Annotated in this window: 17 protein-coding genes and 1 pseudogene; 8 read left to right on the top strand and 10 right to left on the bottom strand. The window is 71.1% G+C overall.

Going from position 1 to position 17,261, the window contains the following annotated elements; genetic code table 11:
- Positions 1–23: 23 nt before the first annotated feature.
- The 7 genes from OIE67_RS50375 to OIE67_RS50405 all read left to right on the top strand — a co-directional run bounded on the left by OIE67_RS50375 (position 24) and on the right by OIE67_RS50405 (position 8,698).
- The gene (locus tag OIE67_RS50375; RefSeq protein WP_326634043.1) at positions 24–302 is read left to right on the top strand and encodes a hypothetical protein; all 279 of its coding nucleotides are present in this window, start codon (positions 24–26) and stop codon (positions 300–302) included.
- Between the two features lie 346 nt (positions 303–648).
- Complete coding sequence (locus OIE67_RS50380) at positions 649–861, top strand: hypothetical protein (RefSeq protein WP_326634044.1); 213 nt, start codon at positions 649–651, stop codon at positions 859–861.
- 248 nt (positions 862–1,109) lie between these two features.
- Positions 1,110–2,336: a riboflavin synthase gene (locus OIE67_RS50385; protein WP_326634045.1), complete on the top strand. Its 1,227-nt coding sequence runs from the start codon at positions 1,110–1,112 to the stop codon at positions 2,334–2,336.
- Positions 2,337–2,741: 405 nt separating this feature from the next.
- A complete protein-coding gene (locus tag OIE67_RS50390) occupies positions 2,742–4,571 on the top strand; it encodes a glycoside hydrolase family 15 protein (protein WP_326634047.1) in 1,830 nt (609 codons plus the stop codon).
- Positions 4,568–5,938: a glucose-6-phosphate dehydrogenase gene (locus OIE67_RS50395; protein ID WP_326634049.1), complete on the top strand. Its 1,371-nt coding sequence runs from the start codon at positions 4,568–4,570 to the stop codon at positions 5,936–5,938. Before OIE67_RS50390 ends, OIE67_RS50395 begins: the two co-directional genes overlap by 4 nt.
- Positions 5,938–7,707, top strand: coding sequence for an IlvD/Edd family dehydratase (locus tag OIE67_RS50400; RefSeq protein WP_326634051.1), 1,770 nt, complete (start codon positions 5,938–5,940; stop codon positions 7,705–7,707). Before OIE67_RS50395 ends, OIE67_RS50400 begins: the two co-directional genes overlap by 1 nt.
- Positions 7,694–8,698 carry a C-terminal binding protein gene (locus tag OIE67_RS50405; RefSeq protein WP_326634053.1) on the top strand — a complete coding sequence of 335 codons (1,005 nt, stop codon included), beginning with the start codon at positions 7,694–7,696 and terminating at the stop codon, positions 8,696–8,698. The genes OIE67_RS50400 and OIE67_RS50405 overlap by 14 nt, the downstream gene beginning before the upstream one ends.
- 52 nt (positions 8,699–8,750) lie before the next feature.
- On the opposite strand, the pseudogene OIE67_RS55690 reads toward OIE67_RS50405, so the two are convergent.
- Both OIE67_RS55690 and OIE67_RS50420 read right to left on the bottom strand, forming a co-directional pair.
- Positions 8,751–9,259, bottom strand: a pseudogene (locus OIE67_RS55690) (universal stress protein).
- 26 nt (positions 9,260–9,285) lie between these two features.
- Positions 9,286–9,993 (bottom strand): MBL fold metallo-hydrolase, encoded by a 708-nt coding sequence (locus tag OIE67_RS50420; RefSeq protein ID WP_326634059.1) that lies wholly within the window; start codon positions 9,991–9,993, stop codon positions 9,286–9,288.
- A gap of 92 nt (positions 9,994–10,085) precedes the next feature.
- On the opposite strand from OIE67_RS50420, the gene OIE67_RS50425 reads away from it, so the two are divergent.
- On the top strand, positions 10,086–10,616 hold the full coding sequence (locus tag OIE67_RS50425; RefSeq protein WP_326634060.1) for a TetR/AcrR family transcriptional regulator: 531 nt from the start codon (positions 10,086–10,088) through the stop codon (positions 10,614–10,616).
- Between the two features lie 57 nt (positions 10,617–10,673).
- Here OIE67_RS50425 and OIE67_RS50430 read toward each other — a convergent pair whose 3' ends face one another.
- From OIE67_RS50430 to OIE67_RS50465, 8 genes are all read right to left on the bottom strand, one after another.
- Complete coding sequence (locus tag OIE67_RS50430) at positions 10,674–11,528, bottom strand: CU044_5270 family protein (RefSeq protein WP_326634061.1); 855 nt, start codon at positions 11,526–11,528, stop codon at positions 10,674–10,676.
- Complete coding sequence (locus OIE67_RS50435; RefSeq protein ID WP_326634062.1) at positions 11,521–12,093, bottom strand: RNA polymerase sigma factor; 573 nt, start codon at positions 12,091–12,093, stop codon at positions 11,521–11,523. Before OIE67_RS50435 ends, OIE67_RS50430 begins: the two co-directional genes overlap by 8 nt.
- A 155-nt stretch (positions 12,094–12,248) precedes the next feature.
- The gene (locus OIE67_RS50440) at positions 12,249–12,725 is read right to left on the bottom strand and encodes a winged helix-turn-helix transcriptional regulator (RefSeq protein WP_326634063.1); all 477 of its coding nucleotides are present in this window, start codon (positions 12,723–12,725) and stop codon (positions 12,249–12,251) included.
- Between the two features lie 46 nt (positions 12,726–12,771).
- Positions 12,772–13,848, bottom strand: coding sequence for an MBL fold metallo-hydrolase (locus tag OIE67_RS50445; protein WP_326634064.1), 1,077 nt, complete (start codon positions 13,846–13,848; stop codon positions 12,772–12,774).
- Between the two features lie 206 nt (positions 13,849–14,054).
- On the bottom strand, positions 14,055–14,528 hold the full coding sequence (locus OIE67_RS50450) for a MarR family winged helix-turn-helix transcriptional regulator (RefSeq protein WP_106241532.1): 474 nt from the start codon (positions 14,526–14,528) through the stop codon (positions 14,055–14,057).
- Between the two features lie 37 nt (positions 14,529–14,565).
- Positions 14,566–15,441, bottom strand: a complete 876-nt coding sequence (locus tag OIE67_RS50455) for an alpha/beta fold hydrolase (RefSeq protein ID WP_326634069.1) — start codon at positions 15,439–15,441, stop codon at positions 14,566–14,568.
- Positions 15,442–15,550: 109 nt separating this feature from the next.
- Entirely contained in the window at positions 15,551–16,387 is an 837-nt protein-coding gene (locus OIE67_RS50460) for an alpha/beta fold hydrolase (protein ID WP_326634071.1), read from the bottom strand.
- Positions 16,384–17,229, bottom strand: coding sequence for an MBL fold metallo-hydrolase (locus OIE67_RS50465; protein ID WP_326634073.1), 846 nt, complete (start codon positions 17,227–17,229; stop codon positions 16,384–16,386). Before OIE67_RS50465 ends, OIE67_RS50460 begins: the two co-directional genes overlap by 4 nt.
- Positions 17,230–17,261: the final 32 nt, after the last annotated feature.

Genomic DNA, 17,261 nt, shown 5'->3' on the forward strand with positions numbered 1-17,261 from the left:
AACCTGCCGGGTAGCCTCTCTCCGTGGGCGACGATCGTTACCCGGGCCGGCTCGTGCTCCCGCTCAGCTTCCCGGGCCGCCGCTTCAGGATGTGGAGCTACGTACCCGCACACAGCGAGCTCGTCCTGCGGACGGAGTTCGACCCGGCCGCGCCGCACATCGAACTGCTCTTCAAGCCCGTCCGCCGGATCGACCTCCCGGTGACGATGAACGACGGCCTGATCATCGACGTCGGCGACCACCCTGCCGACGCGACTTCACCCGCTGACACGCCCGCGCCGCCGAACCAGGGCCGAGCGTGAGGGGAACGGAAAACGAGGTGCGTCACGGCAATCGGCGGTGACACGATCCGGGCGTGGACGATGGCCCGGCTCTCCGGACAACCGAGGTGAGCGGCTCGACCGAGCTGGCGGACGTCACAGCAGGACTGATCGGTCAGTTGCCGTCGTGATTCGGCATTCCCGAGGCCAACGCGGCATATGTCGAGTTCTCCCGCCATCTTCCCGGGCTCGTCGCGCACTGCCGTACCGAGCCCGTCGGCGTTCTCCTGTAGCGGTGATGATCGCCCTCAGGGCGCGCCGCCGCCGCATCCGGCCCCCACAGCGATGAGAGCAGCCGCCAGGATCATGCGAAAGGATCTCATTCAGGTTGGACGCGATCTTCCGCGTGCGGCTTCTCCATGATTTCAGCGTCGAACTCGACGCCGACCAAGAGGTGGACCGGCAGCAGATCGTCTGCGGGCATCGTGGTGGGGCGGAGCCTGCCCGCGAACCGGGGCGGGTCCGCCTGCTCGTCACCGACCATCGCCTCACCAGGAACCCTGTCTACGGCGGTCCCCGCGACGCCGTCGTCAAGGAGTAGACCGCCCGGGATCGCCCGCGTCCGTGGATGATCGGCTGCTGTTCCCATCGGATGGTTCGCCGGTTATCGTGAAAGTGGTGCAATTCCAGGTGCGGTGGTGACAGCCCCCGGTTTCTCCCCAGGGAGGAACGATCCGGTGTGATTCCGGAGCCACGCGGTGATACCCCGCCCCCTCTCGGACCCCATGACGGTCCCTGACGCCACCGGCCGCGACGGACGCGGCCGAGGCCGGCACGAGAGGAATGGGCATGTTCACCGGAAGAATCCACGAGATCGGCGTGATCGAGTACGCCGACGCGAGCGGCCTCGGCATCCGGGCGGCCAAGAGCGCGGGACGGCTGATGCCCGGCGGGTCGCTCAACGTCGCCGGGGTCTGCGTGACCGCCGAACGCGTGGAGCACGACCTGATCAGTACGTCGATCAGCGCCGAGACCCGGCGGCGGACGACGTTCGACGAACCCCCGGCACCCGGACGGCGGGTGAACCTGGAGACGCCCCTGGCCGTCGGCGACCCGCTCGACGGGCATCTGGTGCAGGGTCACGTGGACGGCGTCGGCAAGGTGGTCCGCGTGGAGGACGAACCCGGCAGGGGGCGGCGGCTGTGGATCCGCCCGCCGGACCGGTTCCTGAGCAGGATCACGGCCAAGGGGTCGGTCGCGGTCGAGGGCGTGAGCCTGACGGTGGCCGAGATCGTCAAGGACCGGTTCTCGGTGGCGCTGATCCCGGCCACGCTGGCCGGGACGACCCTGGCCGGGCTGACCGAGGGCGACCGGGTCAACCTCGAATCCGACCTGGTGAGCCGCCTGGCCGAGGCCGGGCCCGCGTCCGCCGGCGCGAACGTCGCCCGCGCGGTCGCGGCGCTGGGCTGGGCCGGGCACCTCTCGGGCCGGGTCGGCGTGGAGAAGGCGGTGCGGCAGATCGCCGCCGGGGGCGCGGTCATGGTGTGGGACCCCGATCGCGAGGTCGAGGGCGACGTCATCTTCGCCGGCGAGAACCTGCGCCCGGCCGCCTTCACGTTCCTGCTGACCGAGGTGTGCGGCTACCCGTGCGTCCCGTGCGCGCCGGAGGTCCTGGACCGGCTGGAGATCCCGGCGCTGTCCGGCGAGGGGGACCGCCACGGCACGGCCTTCCGTACGCCGGTGGACCTGGCCGCCGCCACCGGCACCGGGGTCAGCGCCGCGGAACGCGCGGCCACCGTACGGCGGCTCGCCCACCCCGAGGCCAGGCCCGCCGACTTCGTCTCACCCGGCCACGTCGTGCCGATCGCCGCCCGCTCCGGCCTGCTGCGCGAGCGTGCCGGGCACTCGGAGGCGACGGTCGCCCTGTGCGTGGCGGCCGGCCTGCCGCCGGTGGGCGTGTGCTGCGAGGTGATGCGGCGCGACGGCGTCATGGCCGGCGCGGCCGATCTGGAGGCGTCCGCCCTGCGCTGGGGGCTGCCGCTGGTCGACATGGACGCGCTCCGCACCTGGCTGTGAGTCGCGACATGACCGCCGCCCGCACGCTCACCGTGGAGCTGGCCGACGCGTGCCGCGGGCACAGCCGTTCGAAGGACGGGTCCCCGGCCGTGGGCTCTCGTCCTGGTAATAGGACGACCCGTTGTCCGGCAACAAGTCATTGCCGGCCGGATGGCGGAGCAGGCGTTCCGCGGTGAGCGTCCCCGGGTAGATACGGTGGGTAATCGTGGCATTACTTCTCGCTGACGCTGTCGCGCATACGAGGGCGGACGGGAGGACGGATGCCACGCGGCCGTCGGCGGTGCAGGCATTCCGGTGCGTGCGGGCGACGGCCGGCAGGACGTCCTGGAAGGTGATCAGCACCTTCCAGGACCACGACCGGGCGAGTCTCGTCATATGGCGCGCCCAGCGGAAGAGAACTCGGCAATGCTCGATCCTGATCCACCGTTTCGCCCGGTACGCCGCCGGGACGGCTACCTGCCCCTGGAAGACCTGGGCCTGATCGGCGACGGTGCGACGGCGGCTCTGGTCGGCCTGGACGGTTCGATCCCGTGGTTGTGCCTGCCGCGTTTCGACGACGAGCCGTTGCTGTGCGGCCTGCTGGATCACGCGCGGGGCGGCGAGTTCGCGCTGACGCTGGACGATCTGCGCGCGGCCCGGCAGTTCTACGAACCCGACACCGCGGTGCTGGTGACCGAACTGCAGGGCCCGACCGGCCTGGTCAGGATCACCGACGCGCTGGCCCTGCGCGCGGGCTCCGACCTCAGCGACGACGCGGGCGCCGGCCGGGCCGAGCTCGTCCGGTGCGCCGTCGTCCTGGACGGGACCGTGCGCCTGCGGGCGGAGCTGGAGCCGCGCGGTGGCGGACAGGCCAGAGCCCTCGGCAGCGGCCTGGAGGTACGGGCGTTGCGGCGGCCCGACCTGCGCCTGCACCTGCGCTCCAACCGGCCGCTGACCGATCTGCGCACGGTGCACGACCTGGAGAAGGGCGACCGGCTCGATCTGGTGCTGTCCTGGGGGCGCATCCACCGCCACCACCGGTTCGCTCCCGAGGCGATGCTGCGGGACACCGCCGACGCGTGGCGCCGCTGGATGGCGACGTGCGCTTACGCCGGCCCGCAGGAGGCGCTGGTCCGGCGTTCGGTGATCACGTTGAAGCTGTGTGACGACTGGATCAACGGCTCGCTGGTGGCGGCCCCCACGTCCTCGTTGCCCGCACCGGTCGGGGGTGTCCGCAACTGGGACTACCGCTACACCTGGATCAGGGACGCGGCCTATGCCGTGTTCGCCCTGCGCCGGGTGGGTTTCGGGGAGGAGGCCGACGCCTTTCTCGGCTGGGTCCTCGACGCCTTCGAGCAGAGCCATCATCCGCGGATCATGTACACCCTGGGCGGCGCTCCCGTGCCCGACGAGATCGCGGACGCCGAGCTGGAGGGTTACCGGCGCTCGGCTCCGGTGCGATGGGGCAACGGGGCGGCCGACCAGCGCCAGCACGACGTCTACGGCGAGGTGCTGGACTGCGCCGACCAGTGGCTGCGTCCCGGCCGTGAGCTCCAGCCCGCGCTGTGGTCCGGCCTGGCCGAGCTGGCCCAGTCCGCCGCGACCATGTGGCGGCAGCCGGATCAGGGCATCTGGGAGGTCCGCGGCGAAGGCCGGCTCTTCACCTACTCGGCCGGCATGTGCCACGTCGCCCTCGACCGGGCCGCGGCGATCGGCGATCGGCTCGGTCTGCCGGGACCGATGCCGCGATGGCGCGCCGAGGCCGAGAAGCTGCGCGGGCTCATCCTGGACCAGTCCTGGGACGAGAAGGCTCAATGCCTGAGCGAGCATCTCGACGGAGGCGGAAGCCTGGACGCCAGCCTGCTCGCGCTGCCGCTGCGGCGGGTCGTCCCGCCCCGCCATCCGCGGATGGCGGCCACCACCGCGGCCATCGCCGAACGCCTGTCCGCCGGTGACGGCCTCGTCTACCGGTACCTGCACGAGCGCTCGCCTGACGGCCTGCCCGGCGACGAGGGCGCCTTCCTGCTGTGCAGCTTCTGGCTGGTCGACAACCTGGTTCTGCAAGGTCACCTCGAACGAGCCGAGGACCTGTACGCGTCCCTGTGCGCCCGCGCCAGCCCGCTCGGCCTGTTGCCGGAGCAGATCGACCCGTCCACCGGCACGTTCATCGGCAACTTCCCGCAGGCGTTCAGCCACATCGGCATCATCGCCAGCGGCGTCAACCTGGCACGAGCGAGAGCAGGCCACACGGGATGATCAACCGGCTCGTCATCTTCGGTGCCACCGGCGACCTCAACGCCCGCTACCTGCTGCCGGCACTGACCGCCCTGCGCGCGGCCGGACACCTCGACGACCGCTTCACGTTGACGTGCGCCGGCCGGGCCGACTGGACCGGCGAGCACTTCAGGAGCTGGGCCGCCGATCAGCTCGACCGGCACGGCCTCGACTCGCCCGCCGAGGCCAGGGCGGCCGTCGCGGACCGCGCGCACTACCGGCGGATCGACGCCACCGATGCCGCCGACGTCGCGTCGGTCGTCGCCGGCGACGGACCCGTGGCCTTCTACCTCGCCCTTCCCCCGGAGATCTTCCCCGCCACGGTCGCCGCCCTGGGGGCCGCGAACCTGCCGCGGGGGAGCAGGATCGTGCTGGAGAAGCCGTTCGGCGTGGACCTGGACAGCGCGGTCGAGCTGAACCGGCTGCTGGCGGGGATCGTGCCCGAGCAGGCGGTGTTCCGCGTCGACCACTTCCTGGCCATGACGACCGTCCAGAACGTGCTCGGCAGCCGCCTGGCCAACCGAGTCCTGGAGCCCATCTGGAACAGCGCGCACATCCGCGAGGTGGAGATCGTCTGGGACGAGTCGCTGGCTCTGGAGGGCAGGGCGGGCTACTACGACGGGACCGGGGCGCTGAAGGACATGGTGCAGAACCACCTGCTGCAGGTGCTGTGCCTGGTGGCCATGGAACCGCCGCTCAGCCTCGGCGAGCGCGACCTGCGGGACCGGAAGATCGACGTGCTGCGCTCGGTACGCCCGCTCACGGACGACGACGTCGTACGCCGCACCCGCCGGGCCCGCTATCTGGCCGGCCGAGCCAGCGGCCGCGACGTTCCCGCCTACACAGAAGAGGAGGGCGTGGACCCGGAACGCGGCACTGAGACCTTCGCCGAGGTGGAGCTGGAACTCGACAGCTGGCGCTGGTCCGGCACCACCTTCCGGCTGCGCACCGGCAAGGCGCTCGGACGTGAGCGCAAGGAGGTCGCGGTACGTTTCCGTTCCGTGCCGCATCTGCCCGCCGGCTTCGACGAGGAGGCCGCGCCCAACGTGCTGCGCTTCGGGCTGGAGCCGGAGAGCATGACCCTGGCGCTGACCGGCGTCGGGACCGGCTCCCACACCCTCGCCCCGCTCACCCTCGCCGCGCTGCCGACCGGCTCCGAGCTTCCCGCCTACGGTCGGCTGCTGCTGGACGTGCTGCACGGTGACGCCGCCCTGTCCATCCGCGGCGACGAGGCCGAAGAGTCCTGGCGCGTCCTCGAACCGGTCATGTCGGCCTGGTCCAGAGACGTGGTGCCGCTGGCCGGCTATCCGGCCGGATCGGACGGGCCTGACACGGTGAGGAGCGGCTGATGTCGCCGAAGGAGCACGCCACGGGAGGTCTCCGCAGCCAGGCCTGGTGGGACAACGACGGCAATCCGGAGATGACGGCTCTTTATCTCGAACGTTATCTCAACTTCGGGCTGACCCAGGCCGAGCTCCAGTCCGGCCGGCCGATCATCGGCATCGCGCAGACGGGCAGCGACCTCGTTCCCTGCAACCGCCACCACCTGGCCCTGGCCGACCGGGTCAGGGACGGGATCCGCGACGGCGGTGGCATACCGCTCGAGTTCCCCGTCCACCCGCTGCAGGAGACCGGCAAACGCCCGACCGCCGCGCTGGACCGCAACCTCGCCTACCTGGGGCTGGTCGAGGTGCTCTACGGATATCCCCTCGACGGAGTGGTTCTGACGACGGGCTGTGACAAGACCACGCCCGCGTGCCTGGCCGCGGCGGCGACGGTGAACATCCCGGCGATCGTCCTGTCCGGCGGGCCGATGCTCAACGGCTACCGGCAGGGCGAGCGGGTGGCCGCGTCGGGCTCGGGCTTGGTGATCTGGCAGTCGAAGCGGCTGCTGGCCACAGGGGAGATCGACTACCCCGAGTTCCTGGCGCGCGTGGCCGCCTCCGCGCCCAGCATCGGCCACTGCAACACGATGGGCACCGCGCTGTCGATGAACAGCCTGGCCGAAGCCCTGGGCATGTCCCTGCCCTGCTGCGCGGCGATCCCGGCGCCCTACCGCCGGCGGGGGCAGATGGCCTACGACACGGGCCGCCGGGCGGTGGACCTCGTACGCGAGGACCTCACCCCGCGCAAGATCATGACCATGCGGGCCTTCGAGAACGCGATCACGGTCGCCTCCGCCATCGCCGCCTCGACCAACGTGCCCGTCCACATCAACGCCATCGCGCGACATGTCGGGGTGCCCCTGACCATCCAGGACTGGCAGCGCGTCGGAGCCGGCATCCCGGTGCTGACGAACGTCGCCCCCGCCGGTGAGTTCCTCGGCGAGGACTTCTACCGCGCCGGCGGAGTGCCCGCCGTCATGCGGTCGTTGCTGGCCGCCGGGCGCCTGCACGGCGACGTCGTCACCGTCTCCGGCCGTACCGTGGCCGAGAACCTGGCCGACGCCCCACCCGCCGACCCGACCGTCATCCGTCCCTTCGACGAGCCGATCGCCGAGCGCGGCGGGCTCCTCGTCATGACGGGCAACTTGTTCGACTCCGCGGTCATGAAGACCTCAGTCCTCACCCCCGGCCTCCGCGCGGTGTCGGACTACCGCGCCGTCGTCTTCGACGGGCCGGAGGACTACCACGCCCGCATCGACGATCCCGGCCTCGGCCTGGACGAGGAGTGCATCCTCGTCATCCGCTACACCGGGCCGATCGGTTATCCGGGCTCGGCCGAGGTCGTGAACATGGAGGTCCCCGCCGCGCTGCTCCTGCGGGGCGTCACCACCCTGCCGACACTCGGCGACGGCCGCCAGAGTGGCACCTCGGACGCGCCGTCGATCCTCAACGCCACGCCCGAGGCGGCGGTCGGCGGCAATCTCGCCATCCTGCGCACCGGCGACCGCATCCGCATCGACCTGGACGACGCCCGCGTCGACGTCCTGCTGCCGGATGACGAGATCGCCGCCCGGTGGGCCGACCACACGCCGCCGGAGTTGGACAACCAGACACCATGGCAGGAGATCTACCGCTCCACGGTCGGGCAACTGGACAGCGGAGCCTGTCTGGAGCTCGCCCTGAAGTATCAGGATCTCGTCCACACCAAGGGGATTCCTCGTGACTCGCACTGACGCCAGAGGCACCATCATGATCGCCGACTCCGACTTCGGCGATGTGGACATCGAACGCGAGATCGTCGAGGACGCCGGATTCGAGCTCCTCGCCGCACAGTGCAAGAACGAGGACGAGGTGATCGAGCGGGGCCGGGACGCCGACGGCGTGCTGACCCAGTACGCCAGGATCGGAGCCCGCGCCATCGACGCCTTCACCCGGTGCCGGGTGATCGCCCGCTACGGCACGGGCGTGGACATCGTCGACGTCGACGCCGCGACCCGCCGGGGCATCCAGGTCACGAACGCGCCGAACGACTGGTGCGCCGAGGAGGTCGCCGACCACGCCGTGGCGCTCTGGCTGGCCGCGGCCCGCAAGATCTGCGCTTACGACCAGGCGACCAGGCAGGGGACCTGGCAGTGGCAGAGCGGGCAGCCGATCTGGCGGCTGCGGGGACAGGTGTTCGGGCTGCTGTCCTTCGGCGCCATCGCCCAGCTTGTCGCCGAACGCGCCAGAGCGTTCGGCGTCGAAGTGTGGGCGCACGACCCGTTCCTCGACGAGTCCGAGCTGCGCTCACGTCACGTACGGCCGGTCTCCTTCGACCAACTCGTGGAGGGCTCAGACCATCTCGTGATCCAGGCGCCGCTCACTCCCGGCACCCATCACGCCTTCGACCGTACGACGCTCCGCAGGATGAAGCCGTCCGCCATCCTGATCAACACCGCGCGCGGCCCGATCGTGGAGGACGCGGCCCTGTACCAGGCGCTCACCGAAGGATGGATCGCCGGCGCGGCCCTGGACGACCTGGAGGAGGAGCCCGCGAAACAGCGTGGCTGGCGTCCGCACAACCCTCTGTTCTCGCTGCCCAACGTGATCGTCACCCCGCACGCCGCCTACTACTCCGAGCAGGCCGTCACGGCGGTGCGGCGCATCGCCGCGGAGGAGGCCGTACGGGTCCTGACCGGGCAGAATGCCCGCAGTCCTGTCAACGAGGTGCCGGCCCGGCTCTGACCGGCACGCGACGCCCTCGTCGATCGGCCGGTGACGCGACGGGGCCGGGTCCTCACGTCCGGCCCGGCCGGGGCCGGACCACGGCGACCGAGCAGGTCGCGTGCTGCAGCACCGAACGGCTGACGGAGCCGAGCACCGCGGAGGTGAACCCGCCCAGGCCGCGTGAGCCCACCACCACCAGATCGGCCGTCTCACCGGCCTTGATCAGCGCCTGAGCCGGATGGCCGACGGCCTGCTCGCCGGTGACTCGATGTCCTGGTTCTCCTGGCGCCACACGGACAGACGTTCGGCCGCCAGGTGGAGCTCCTGCTCGCAGCAGTTGGCCCGCAGCACGCCGTAGCCCGCGGGGTACGACAGCGTCACCGGCATCTGCCAGGCGTACGTGACGTGCATGGGCACACCGCGGGCGCGCGCCTGCTCAGCGGCGTATGCCAGAGCGGCCTTGGCACACGGGGAGCCGTCGTCGCCGACGACCACGCGGCCGTGTTCCGTGCCGGTGGACCCGCGTACGATCACGACCGGGCAGGCGGCGTGGCCAGGCGTAGGCCAACGGATTGGCATGATTGCGCAGGACCGCCGCGCCCGGCTCAAGCCGTCCTGATCGCCTCGGCCACCTCGGCGGGTGAGACGCGCCAGGGGGCGCCGTGGCCGGGGAGCACCCAGGACGCCTTCAGCCCGGCGATCCGGTCGAGGGAGGCGAGCGCTTCCGCCGGGTCGTCGGTGAAGGGGGCGGGCTGCGGGCCCTCGCGCCCGGTGAGGACGTGCCGCGTGGTCAGGGCGTCGCCGACGAAGACGGCGTCGGCCACCGGCACGTGCACCGCCACGCTGCCCGGCGAGTGCCCCGGCATGCCGATGATCACCGGGCTCCCCGGCAGGTCCAGGACGTCGCCGTCGCCGATCTCGATGACCTCCTTGACGTACTGGGTGCGCAGGCCGTTCTTGCCGAGGGTGTAGCCGAAGAAGCCGAGCAGCGGGCCGATGCGCATGGGGCCGAGCGGGACCTTGGGCTTCTCACCCGTACGGGTGCGGACGGCGTCGGCGGCGTGCACGAACACCGGCACGCCGTGATCGCGCCGCAGGCGTTCGGCGAAGCCGATGTGGTCGGAGTCGCCGTGGGTCAGCACGACCCCGCGGATGTCCTCGACCGACTTGCCCAGAGAGCGCAGCTCGTCCTGCAGGTCCCGCCAGTGGCCGGGCAGTCCGGCGTCGATGAGCGTGATGCCGTCGGCGGTGTCGACGAGGTAGCACGCCACCAGATCATTGCCGAGGCGGTGCAGGTTGGGCGCGAGTTTCATGGATCTTCCCGATCTCGGAAGGGGCTGTTGATAGCTACGATAATTAGCTATGATGGCTAACGTCAATAGCTATCCCATCGGGAGGATCGACGGTGCCCACTCCAGTGAAGACCTCGCTCGACAGGATCGTCGCGGCCGGACGCGACCTGCTGGAGGAGGGCGGCGGCCAGAAGCTGACGATGCAGAACGTCGCCGCGAAGGTCGGAGTGCGCGCCCCGTCCCTGTACAAGCACGTGGCCAACCACGCGGCCCTGCTGACCGCCGTCGCCGAGGCCACCATCGACGACCTGATCGCCCGGATGGAGGCCACCGACGGGTCGATCGAGGGGCTGGCGCGCAGCTATCGCGAGTTTGCCCAGGACTGGCCGGCCGGATTCCGGCTGATGCTCACCGCGGACGTGGCGCCTGAGACCCGCGCCCGCGTGTCCGCTCCGGTGCTGCGCGTCTCCAGGGAACTCGTGGGCGAACGACATGCGCTCGAAGCCGCACGCCTGCTGACGGCCTGGATCACCGGTTTCGTCGAGATGGAACTGCTCGGCGCCTTCAGGCTCGGCGGCGATGTCGACCAGGCCTTCGAGTACGGCCTGGCCGGCATGCGCCGCGCGCTGGCGCCCGATCGCTAGGCAGGGCAGGGCCGTCGCCAAGCGCCCCACACTCAAGAAGGGGCGCCGGCGCCGTTCTCACCGTGGAAACTCGTCCGTCCACTCGGTGGTCACCGTGACGTACGAGCTGCTGATCGCCGCCCCACCTTCGGCGGTGAGCAGGACGTTGGCGCGGGCCACCCGGGCGGCCTCGGGATCGACGACCATCCTGACCTTCAGCTTTCCGGAGAGCGGGATCAGCAGCTCCTGCCCGTCCTCGACCGGCCCGGCGTTCTCGACCCCCGGCGTCACGGCGAGCGCCTCGAACGCCGCGGCACGGACCTGCGCCGGCGTCGGCAACTCGGTGATCAGCGTGATCAGCGGGCTGACCAGCGCGCCCTCCCGATCGGAGAGCATCAGGGCGTTGTCATTGCGCGGCAACCCGGCGATGCGCTCCTTCAGCTGCTCAGGGTCCGACGGCAGCCCTTCGAGCTCGGCGAACCCGATCTCCACCCCCATGAGCCGGAACGGGGCCGGAGCCTCGACGACGGCGCCGGGCGCGGCCTGCGGCTCGTTCCTGGACCAGCGGTGGCCGTCGCGGGTGGTCCAGCTCTCCTCGGCCATGGGCCCGTCCGGACCCTGCCACGTCCGCGTGATGTGCCAGTACGTCCCCGCACCCTGGGGGGTGTGCTCCGCGCTGGCCGCGGCCATGAGCAGCACGTCCCGGCCCGAGAGCGGCGCGGCGGCGGGCTGGAGCACGCTGGTGACGATCACGGCGACGGCCACCGCGGCGGCGACCGCCATGCCCATCACCGGCAGCAGCCGGAAGCGGCGCGGGCGGGCCTGGCCTCGCGCCATTCTGTCCCGCAGCCGTCCTCTGCTGCGGGTGATCGCCTCGGCGGGCGGCTCGGGCGTGGCCAGCAGGGTCGCGACGGCGTTCTTCAGGTCATCCACGGACGTTCCCCTTGTCGATGCGGGCCATGATCTTGGTACGGGCCCGGCTGAGCCGGGAGCCCACGGTGCCGACGGCGATGCCGAGCGCCTGCGCCACCTCGTCGTAGCTGAGCTGGCCGAGCGCCACGAGCAGCAGCACGTCGCGCTCGCCACCGGTCAGGGCCGCGAGCGCTCTGGCCAGGTGCGGCTGCATGCGCTCGGCGGCGACGGAGGTGACGACCCGGTCCTCGTGGCCTTCCACGACGGGCTGGGGGTCCAGCTTGGCCAGCGCCCGGTAGCGGCGGGTCTCCTTGCGGCGATGCCTGGCGATCAGATTGGTGGCGATGCCGAACAGCCAGGGCCGCAGCTCCCCGCGTTCCGGGTCGTACCGGTCGCGCCGGTCGAAGGCCAGCAGGAACGTCTCGGCGGCCAGGTCCTCGGCGATCTGGGTGTCCAGGCGGCCCGCGATGTACAGGTAGATGTCGCGGTGATAGCGGTCGTGTACGGCGGTGAACAGGTCGGGGTCGCGCCGGCAGCGGGCGGCGAGCTCGGCGTCGGTCGCCTCTTCGCCCACGTCGGTGCTCACGTTCTCGTCTTCTGCATGGGGCCGGCCTTCCGGGTCAGCGGTCGCGATCACCCATCCTTCGCCGCAGGCCGGAATCGTCTTCCCGTACGCCGAGGAGCGCCCGTTCCTGCGCCGGAGAGCACTGGCCCTACGCCGAGGAACGCCTGACCCGAGCCTCAGGAGGAGATCAGGCCCGGGCCCGCGCGGACCTCCATCTCCTCCAGCGTCACCTCATGACCCTCCGCGCACACCAGCCGGACCCCCACGTCCGCCTCACATCCCCGATGCACCGACCGCACCGGCGGGCCCGCGGCGTCGGCCGCCCACGCGTCCCCCCATTCCCGCAGTGCCGCGATCACCGGGAACAGGGCCCGGCCCTTGCCGGTCAGCTGGTACTCGTATCGCGTCCGCTGGCCGGGCTCCCGATACGGCACCCGTTCCAGCAGCCCCAGCGCCGTCAGCTCCTTCAGCCGCGCCGCCACGGCGGGCTCGCCTACCTCCACCCGGCGGACGAAGTCGTCGAACCGCCGGGCGCCGAAGAACGCCTCCCGCAGCACCAGCACCGCCGAACGCGAGCCGATCACGTCGAACGCCCGCGCGATCGAGCAGTTCTCCATCGACCACGCGTCCCGATTCTCCAGCACACTTCCCATGCCCTTGATTGTACCGGGCTGGCTTGCGTTGGAGATAGTCTGCTGGCTACGGATGGATGCCGAAGGGGCCGAGGACGCCCTGGTCGATCCGGGCGGAGTTGACCAGCGCCGCCGCGTTGGAGGTGGTGAAGACGTCCGCGCCGGCCAGCAGTCGGCTGTACTTGGCGATCACCGGGGCGGCGGCCTGCTCGGCGGCGGCGTCGAGGTAGGACTTGAAGACGGCCCAGGCGTTGCCGGTGGGGCCGTACTCGGCGAAGAACGGTGTGGCGTCCAGCTTGCTCAGGGTCGCGCGGGTGCTGGCGGACAGGTCCCGCATGTAGTCGCGTTGCAGGGTCACGTCGGAGCGCGTGCCGAGGCGGCCGAGATGCCCGCCGATCAGCGTGCTCCACGAGGTCGCCAGCACGGTGTCATGGGCGGCGATCCACGCCGGGACGTCCTGCGACTCGGCCAGGTTCTTGAACGGCACCCAGCCGGGGAAGATCACGTCCACCACCATCAGCGTCGCCGCGGACGGCACCTGGATGAAGATGTTGTCCGGACTGTGGTTGGGGCCGTGGTGGCTGAGCACCAGCCGCTCGCCGCCCACCCGCAGCTCATGCCGGTCGTCGAACGTCACCGTCGGGAGCGGGCGGTTGCCGTCCCTGGCGGCCTTGAGCAGGCGCTTCGTCTCCGCGTGCGCGACGCGGGTGACGCCGCTGCCGAAGATGGACGCGGCGCCGATGTGGTCGGCGTGCGAGTGCGAGTAGACCAGGTGAGTCACGCGGCCGGGCCGGCGGCGGGCCCGGGTGACCTCTTCGATCGCCCGCAGCAGGTTCCGGCCGATGGTGGGCGGCGCGTCGACGACCACGACGCCTTCGGTGGTGGTCAGGAACATGGACTGGTAGAAGCCGTCGGTGACCCAGTACAGGTTCCCGCGTACGCGATCCACGAAATATCCGGACGCGTTGACCGCGGGGCCCAGCGCGCCGGCCGGCACGGGCGCGTAGTCCGGCAGGTCGTCCGCCGCGGCCGAGGCGGCCCGGGGCAGACCGAGGCCGAGGAGACCAGCCGCGGCGGGCACGGCGGCCGCGACGGAGGCCCGGCGCAGGAAGGCGCGCCGATCGGAGGCGGAGGAGGAGGTCATGATGCGCTCCAAATGGTTGCGTAGTAAAATATTCGTGGCCCATGGGTGAGTCGCCAGGTTTGGCTCTGCTGTGCGAAAGCTGCCTTGAAGCGGCTCTCTCTCAAGATGAGGCTGGCGTCACGATCGACAGTATGCGTCAGATTAATTGCGGACGCAAGCAACTATTCGGCGCGCAGCATCAAGCCGCACAGGCCCGCTCGTGTTGGTCAGTCGTCGCCCGCGGCCTCGCGGAGCGCCACCAGGACGCGGGAGAGCGCCTCCGTCATCGCCCGCATCTCACTCCTCGTGACATGGTCGAAGACCAGCGAACGTACCCGGGCCAGATGCCCCGGATAGGCGGCGGCCAGCACGGCCGCGCCGGCCGGGGCGATGGCCGCGAGCGAACTGCGCGCGTCCTGCTCGGACTTCCGCCGCGTCACCAACGAGCGGCGGACCAGGTCGTCGACCACCCGGCTGATCCGGCTGCGGGACAGCGCGGTCGCCTGGGCGAGCTCCCCCATGCGCAGTTCGCCGTCCGGAGCCTCGGACAGCGCGACGAGGACCGAGTACTCGGTCATCCCCACCTGAGCTTCCCTGGTGAACTGTTCGTCGAGCAGGCGGGGGAGCCGCACGAGCACTTCGATGAGGGATCGCCAGAGGATCTCCTCTTCGCGGTCCAGGCCGGTCACCGGGGTCGTCATCCGAGCAGGTTACCTTCCCGGTTGCGTCCGCCCGCAACTATCTCGGAGGAGCGGCGGCGAGGAAGCGGACGACCTGCCGCACGACCTCGGGATCGCGCAGGATCCACTGGTGGCCCAGCCCCTCGGTGCGCAGCAGTTCCGCTCGCGGCCAGGCTTTCGTGATCGCCTCGGCACCGGCCAGGTCCACGACCAGGTCGTCCTGGTCGTGCACGACCAGGAGCGGAGGGAGGTCGCTCCTGGTCGTGGCCCGGGCCGCGAGGTCGAGGTCGGACATCGGCCGGCCGTTGCGGCGCTCCACCCGTTCGAGCATCCCGGCCTGGACGCGCTCGCCGAGGCCGAGCACGCGGCCGAACGTGCCGGCGAACGCGAGCGGGCTCACCATGGGCGCGACGAGAGCGACGCGGTCCGCAGGCACGCCGTCCAGGACGACCAGCGCGGCGGCGGCGCCCCCGAGCGAATACCCCACGATCCCGTACGCCGGCCCGCACTCGGAGACCACGCCCTCGAGCGCTGCGGCGAACTCGGCCGCCACCGCCCGCCGCCGACCGTGCACGCCCGGAGCGGAGCCGCCGTGGCTGGGCGCGTCAAGAGCGACGACGCGGTGGCCGGCCTTCATCAGCGCAGGGATGAACTTTTCGAACCAGCCGCGCGAGCCGCCCCAGCCGTGCATCAGGTAGACGGCGGGCCCGTCACCCCATATCTCCGCGGCCACGGCCCGGCCGTGCACGGAAACGGTGATCCGTCTGCCCGGGAGGACGTTCGGCGGTCTGACCGTTCCGCGCGGCACGGTGCACCACAGCCGCTCCGCCAGCGCCGAACCTGGCCCTGGCGCCACCCGCTCCAGGACCGCGAATGTCGCCCGCAGCGTGGTGAACGTCAGGAAACTGCTGACTTTGCGCGATAAGCCACGCATATTGCTCCCTTCAACTGGCCCGCCGCGCCGGTCGGCCGCGCCGGTCGGCCGCGCCGGTCGGCCGCTTCGGTCAGGCGCTTGGGTCAGACGCTTCGGTCAGGCGCTTCGGTCAGGCTAGGAAGGCCAGGACTTCCCGGCCGAAGTCCGCGGCGTGCTGGAACAGGAAGCCGTGACCGGCGTCGCCGTAGATCACCAGCTTGCTGTTCGGCAGCTTCTGCGACATCACCCAGCTGCCCCAGGCGTCGATCATGACGTCGTGCGCGCCGTTCGCCACCAGGATCGGCAGGGTCAGTCCCTCGACGCGGTCCCAGTAGCCGCCGAAAGTGGCGGCCGCCCGCATCTGCGCGGCCAGAGCGGCCGGAGTGACGCTCGCCTTGGTCTCGCTCAGCCGGGCGTCGAGGCGGCGCAGCGACCGCAGCCCCGCCGCCCGGCCCGCTTCGTCCTCGGGGAAGAAGAGGTAGAGGAAGTCGTCGTCCACGTTCTCCGGCCTGGTCGCGGTCTGCCACGTCCGCTCGCTCATCCGCGGCATGCCGGGGATCGCGCCGCCCGGCCCGCTGCCCGCGATGACGAGGCGCCGGACGAGATCGGGCCGGCGCAGAGCGACGCCCTGGGAGACGTACCCGCCCAAAGACCAGCCCAGCAGGTCGACCTCGCGCGGGCCGAGCCCGTCGAGGAAGTCGATGACACCGTCGGCCAGCCCTTCGACGGAGTCGGCCGGCTCGCCGGTGGAGTGGCCGAGGCCGCGGTTGTCGAAGACGATGACGTCGCGCTCGGCGGCCAGGACGTCCAGCAGCGCCGGGTCCCAGTAGTCGATGGTGCCGCGGAAGCGCAGCACCATGACCAGCGGAACGCCTCCCGCGGGCCCCATCCGGCGATAACCGTAGGTGGCGGTGGCGGAGGTGACGTAGCGAGTCTCGGCCTGGTCGGCCGCGTACGTGGTGGTCATGGAGTCTTCTCCGGACGGAGCGCGAGCGCGCCGCTCCAGATGGCGCCGGGGTTGAGCAGCGCGGGGAAGCGTTCGAGCATGGCGTCGAAGAAGCCGCGAGCGGTCTCGTGCTGCGGGAGGAGCTCGTCCACCGTGTCGAGGTAGCGACGGGTCTCGGCGATGGCGCGCTGGGCGTCGTCGTCGAGGTCCTTGTTCTTGTGGCCGGTCACGATGAAACGGGGCCGCAGGCCCTCGACGATGTCGATGGCCTTGCGCCAGGCGTCGACGCCGCCGTCCTTGGACTCGACGAGGTACTGGTGGACGCCGTTGTAGATGACGTCGCCCGCCACGACCAGGTCGAGGTCGGGCACGTGCAGGACACTGGTCTCGTCGGTGTCGCTGTGGCCGACCTCGACGATGCGCAGTTCGTGGCCTTCGAGGTCGATGCGGTTCCCGTCCGGGACGGTCGCGGTGGCGGGCGCGTCAGGGATCTGGCCGGGCAGCAGCGCGTCCCAGAACTGCGGGCGGATGGCGACGTTGCGCCGCATCTGCTCGATCGTGCCGGCCGAGGCGACCACCTGGGCGTCGAAGCGCTCGGCGAGCAGGCCCGCCGTGAACCAATGATCACCGTGGCCGTGGGTGGCGAAGATGTGGGTGAGGTTCTTGCCGGTGGCCTCGACCCACCGCGCGACGTCGTCCGCCTGGTTCCGCGTCAGAGGCGGATCGACGAGGACGGCGTCGCGGTCGCCGTACACCAGCGTGATCGACAGGGGAGAGAACCTGCGCTCGTCGCCGTTGGGTACCCGCTCCCTCACGTTGAGCGGAATGGGCTCGGCGATGAACACGTCGTAACTGAGTGACATAACTGCTTGACCTTTCTTGCGTACCTAGGAGC

This window comes from Nonomuraea fuscirosea, from assembly GCF_035917475.1.
GTDB lineage: Bacteria > Actinomycetota > Actinomycetes > Streptosporangiales > Streptosporangiaceae > Nonomuraea > Nonomuraea fuscirosea.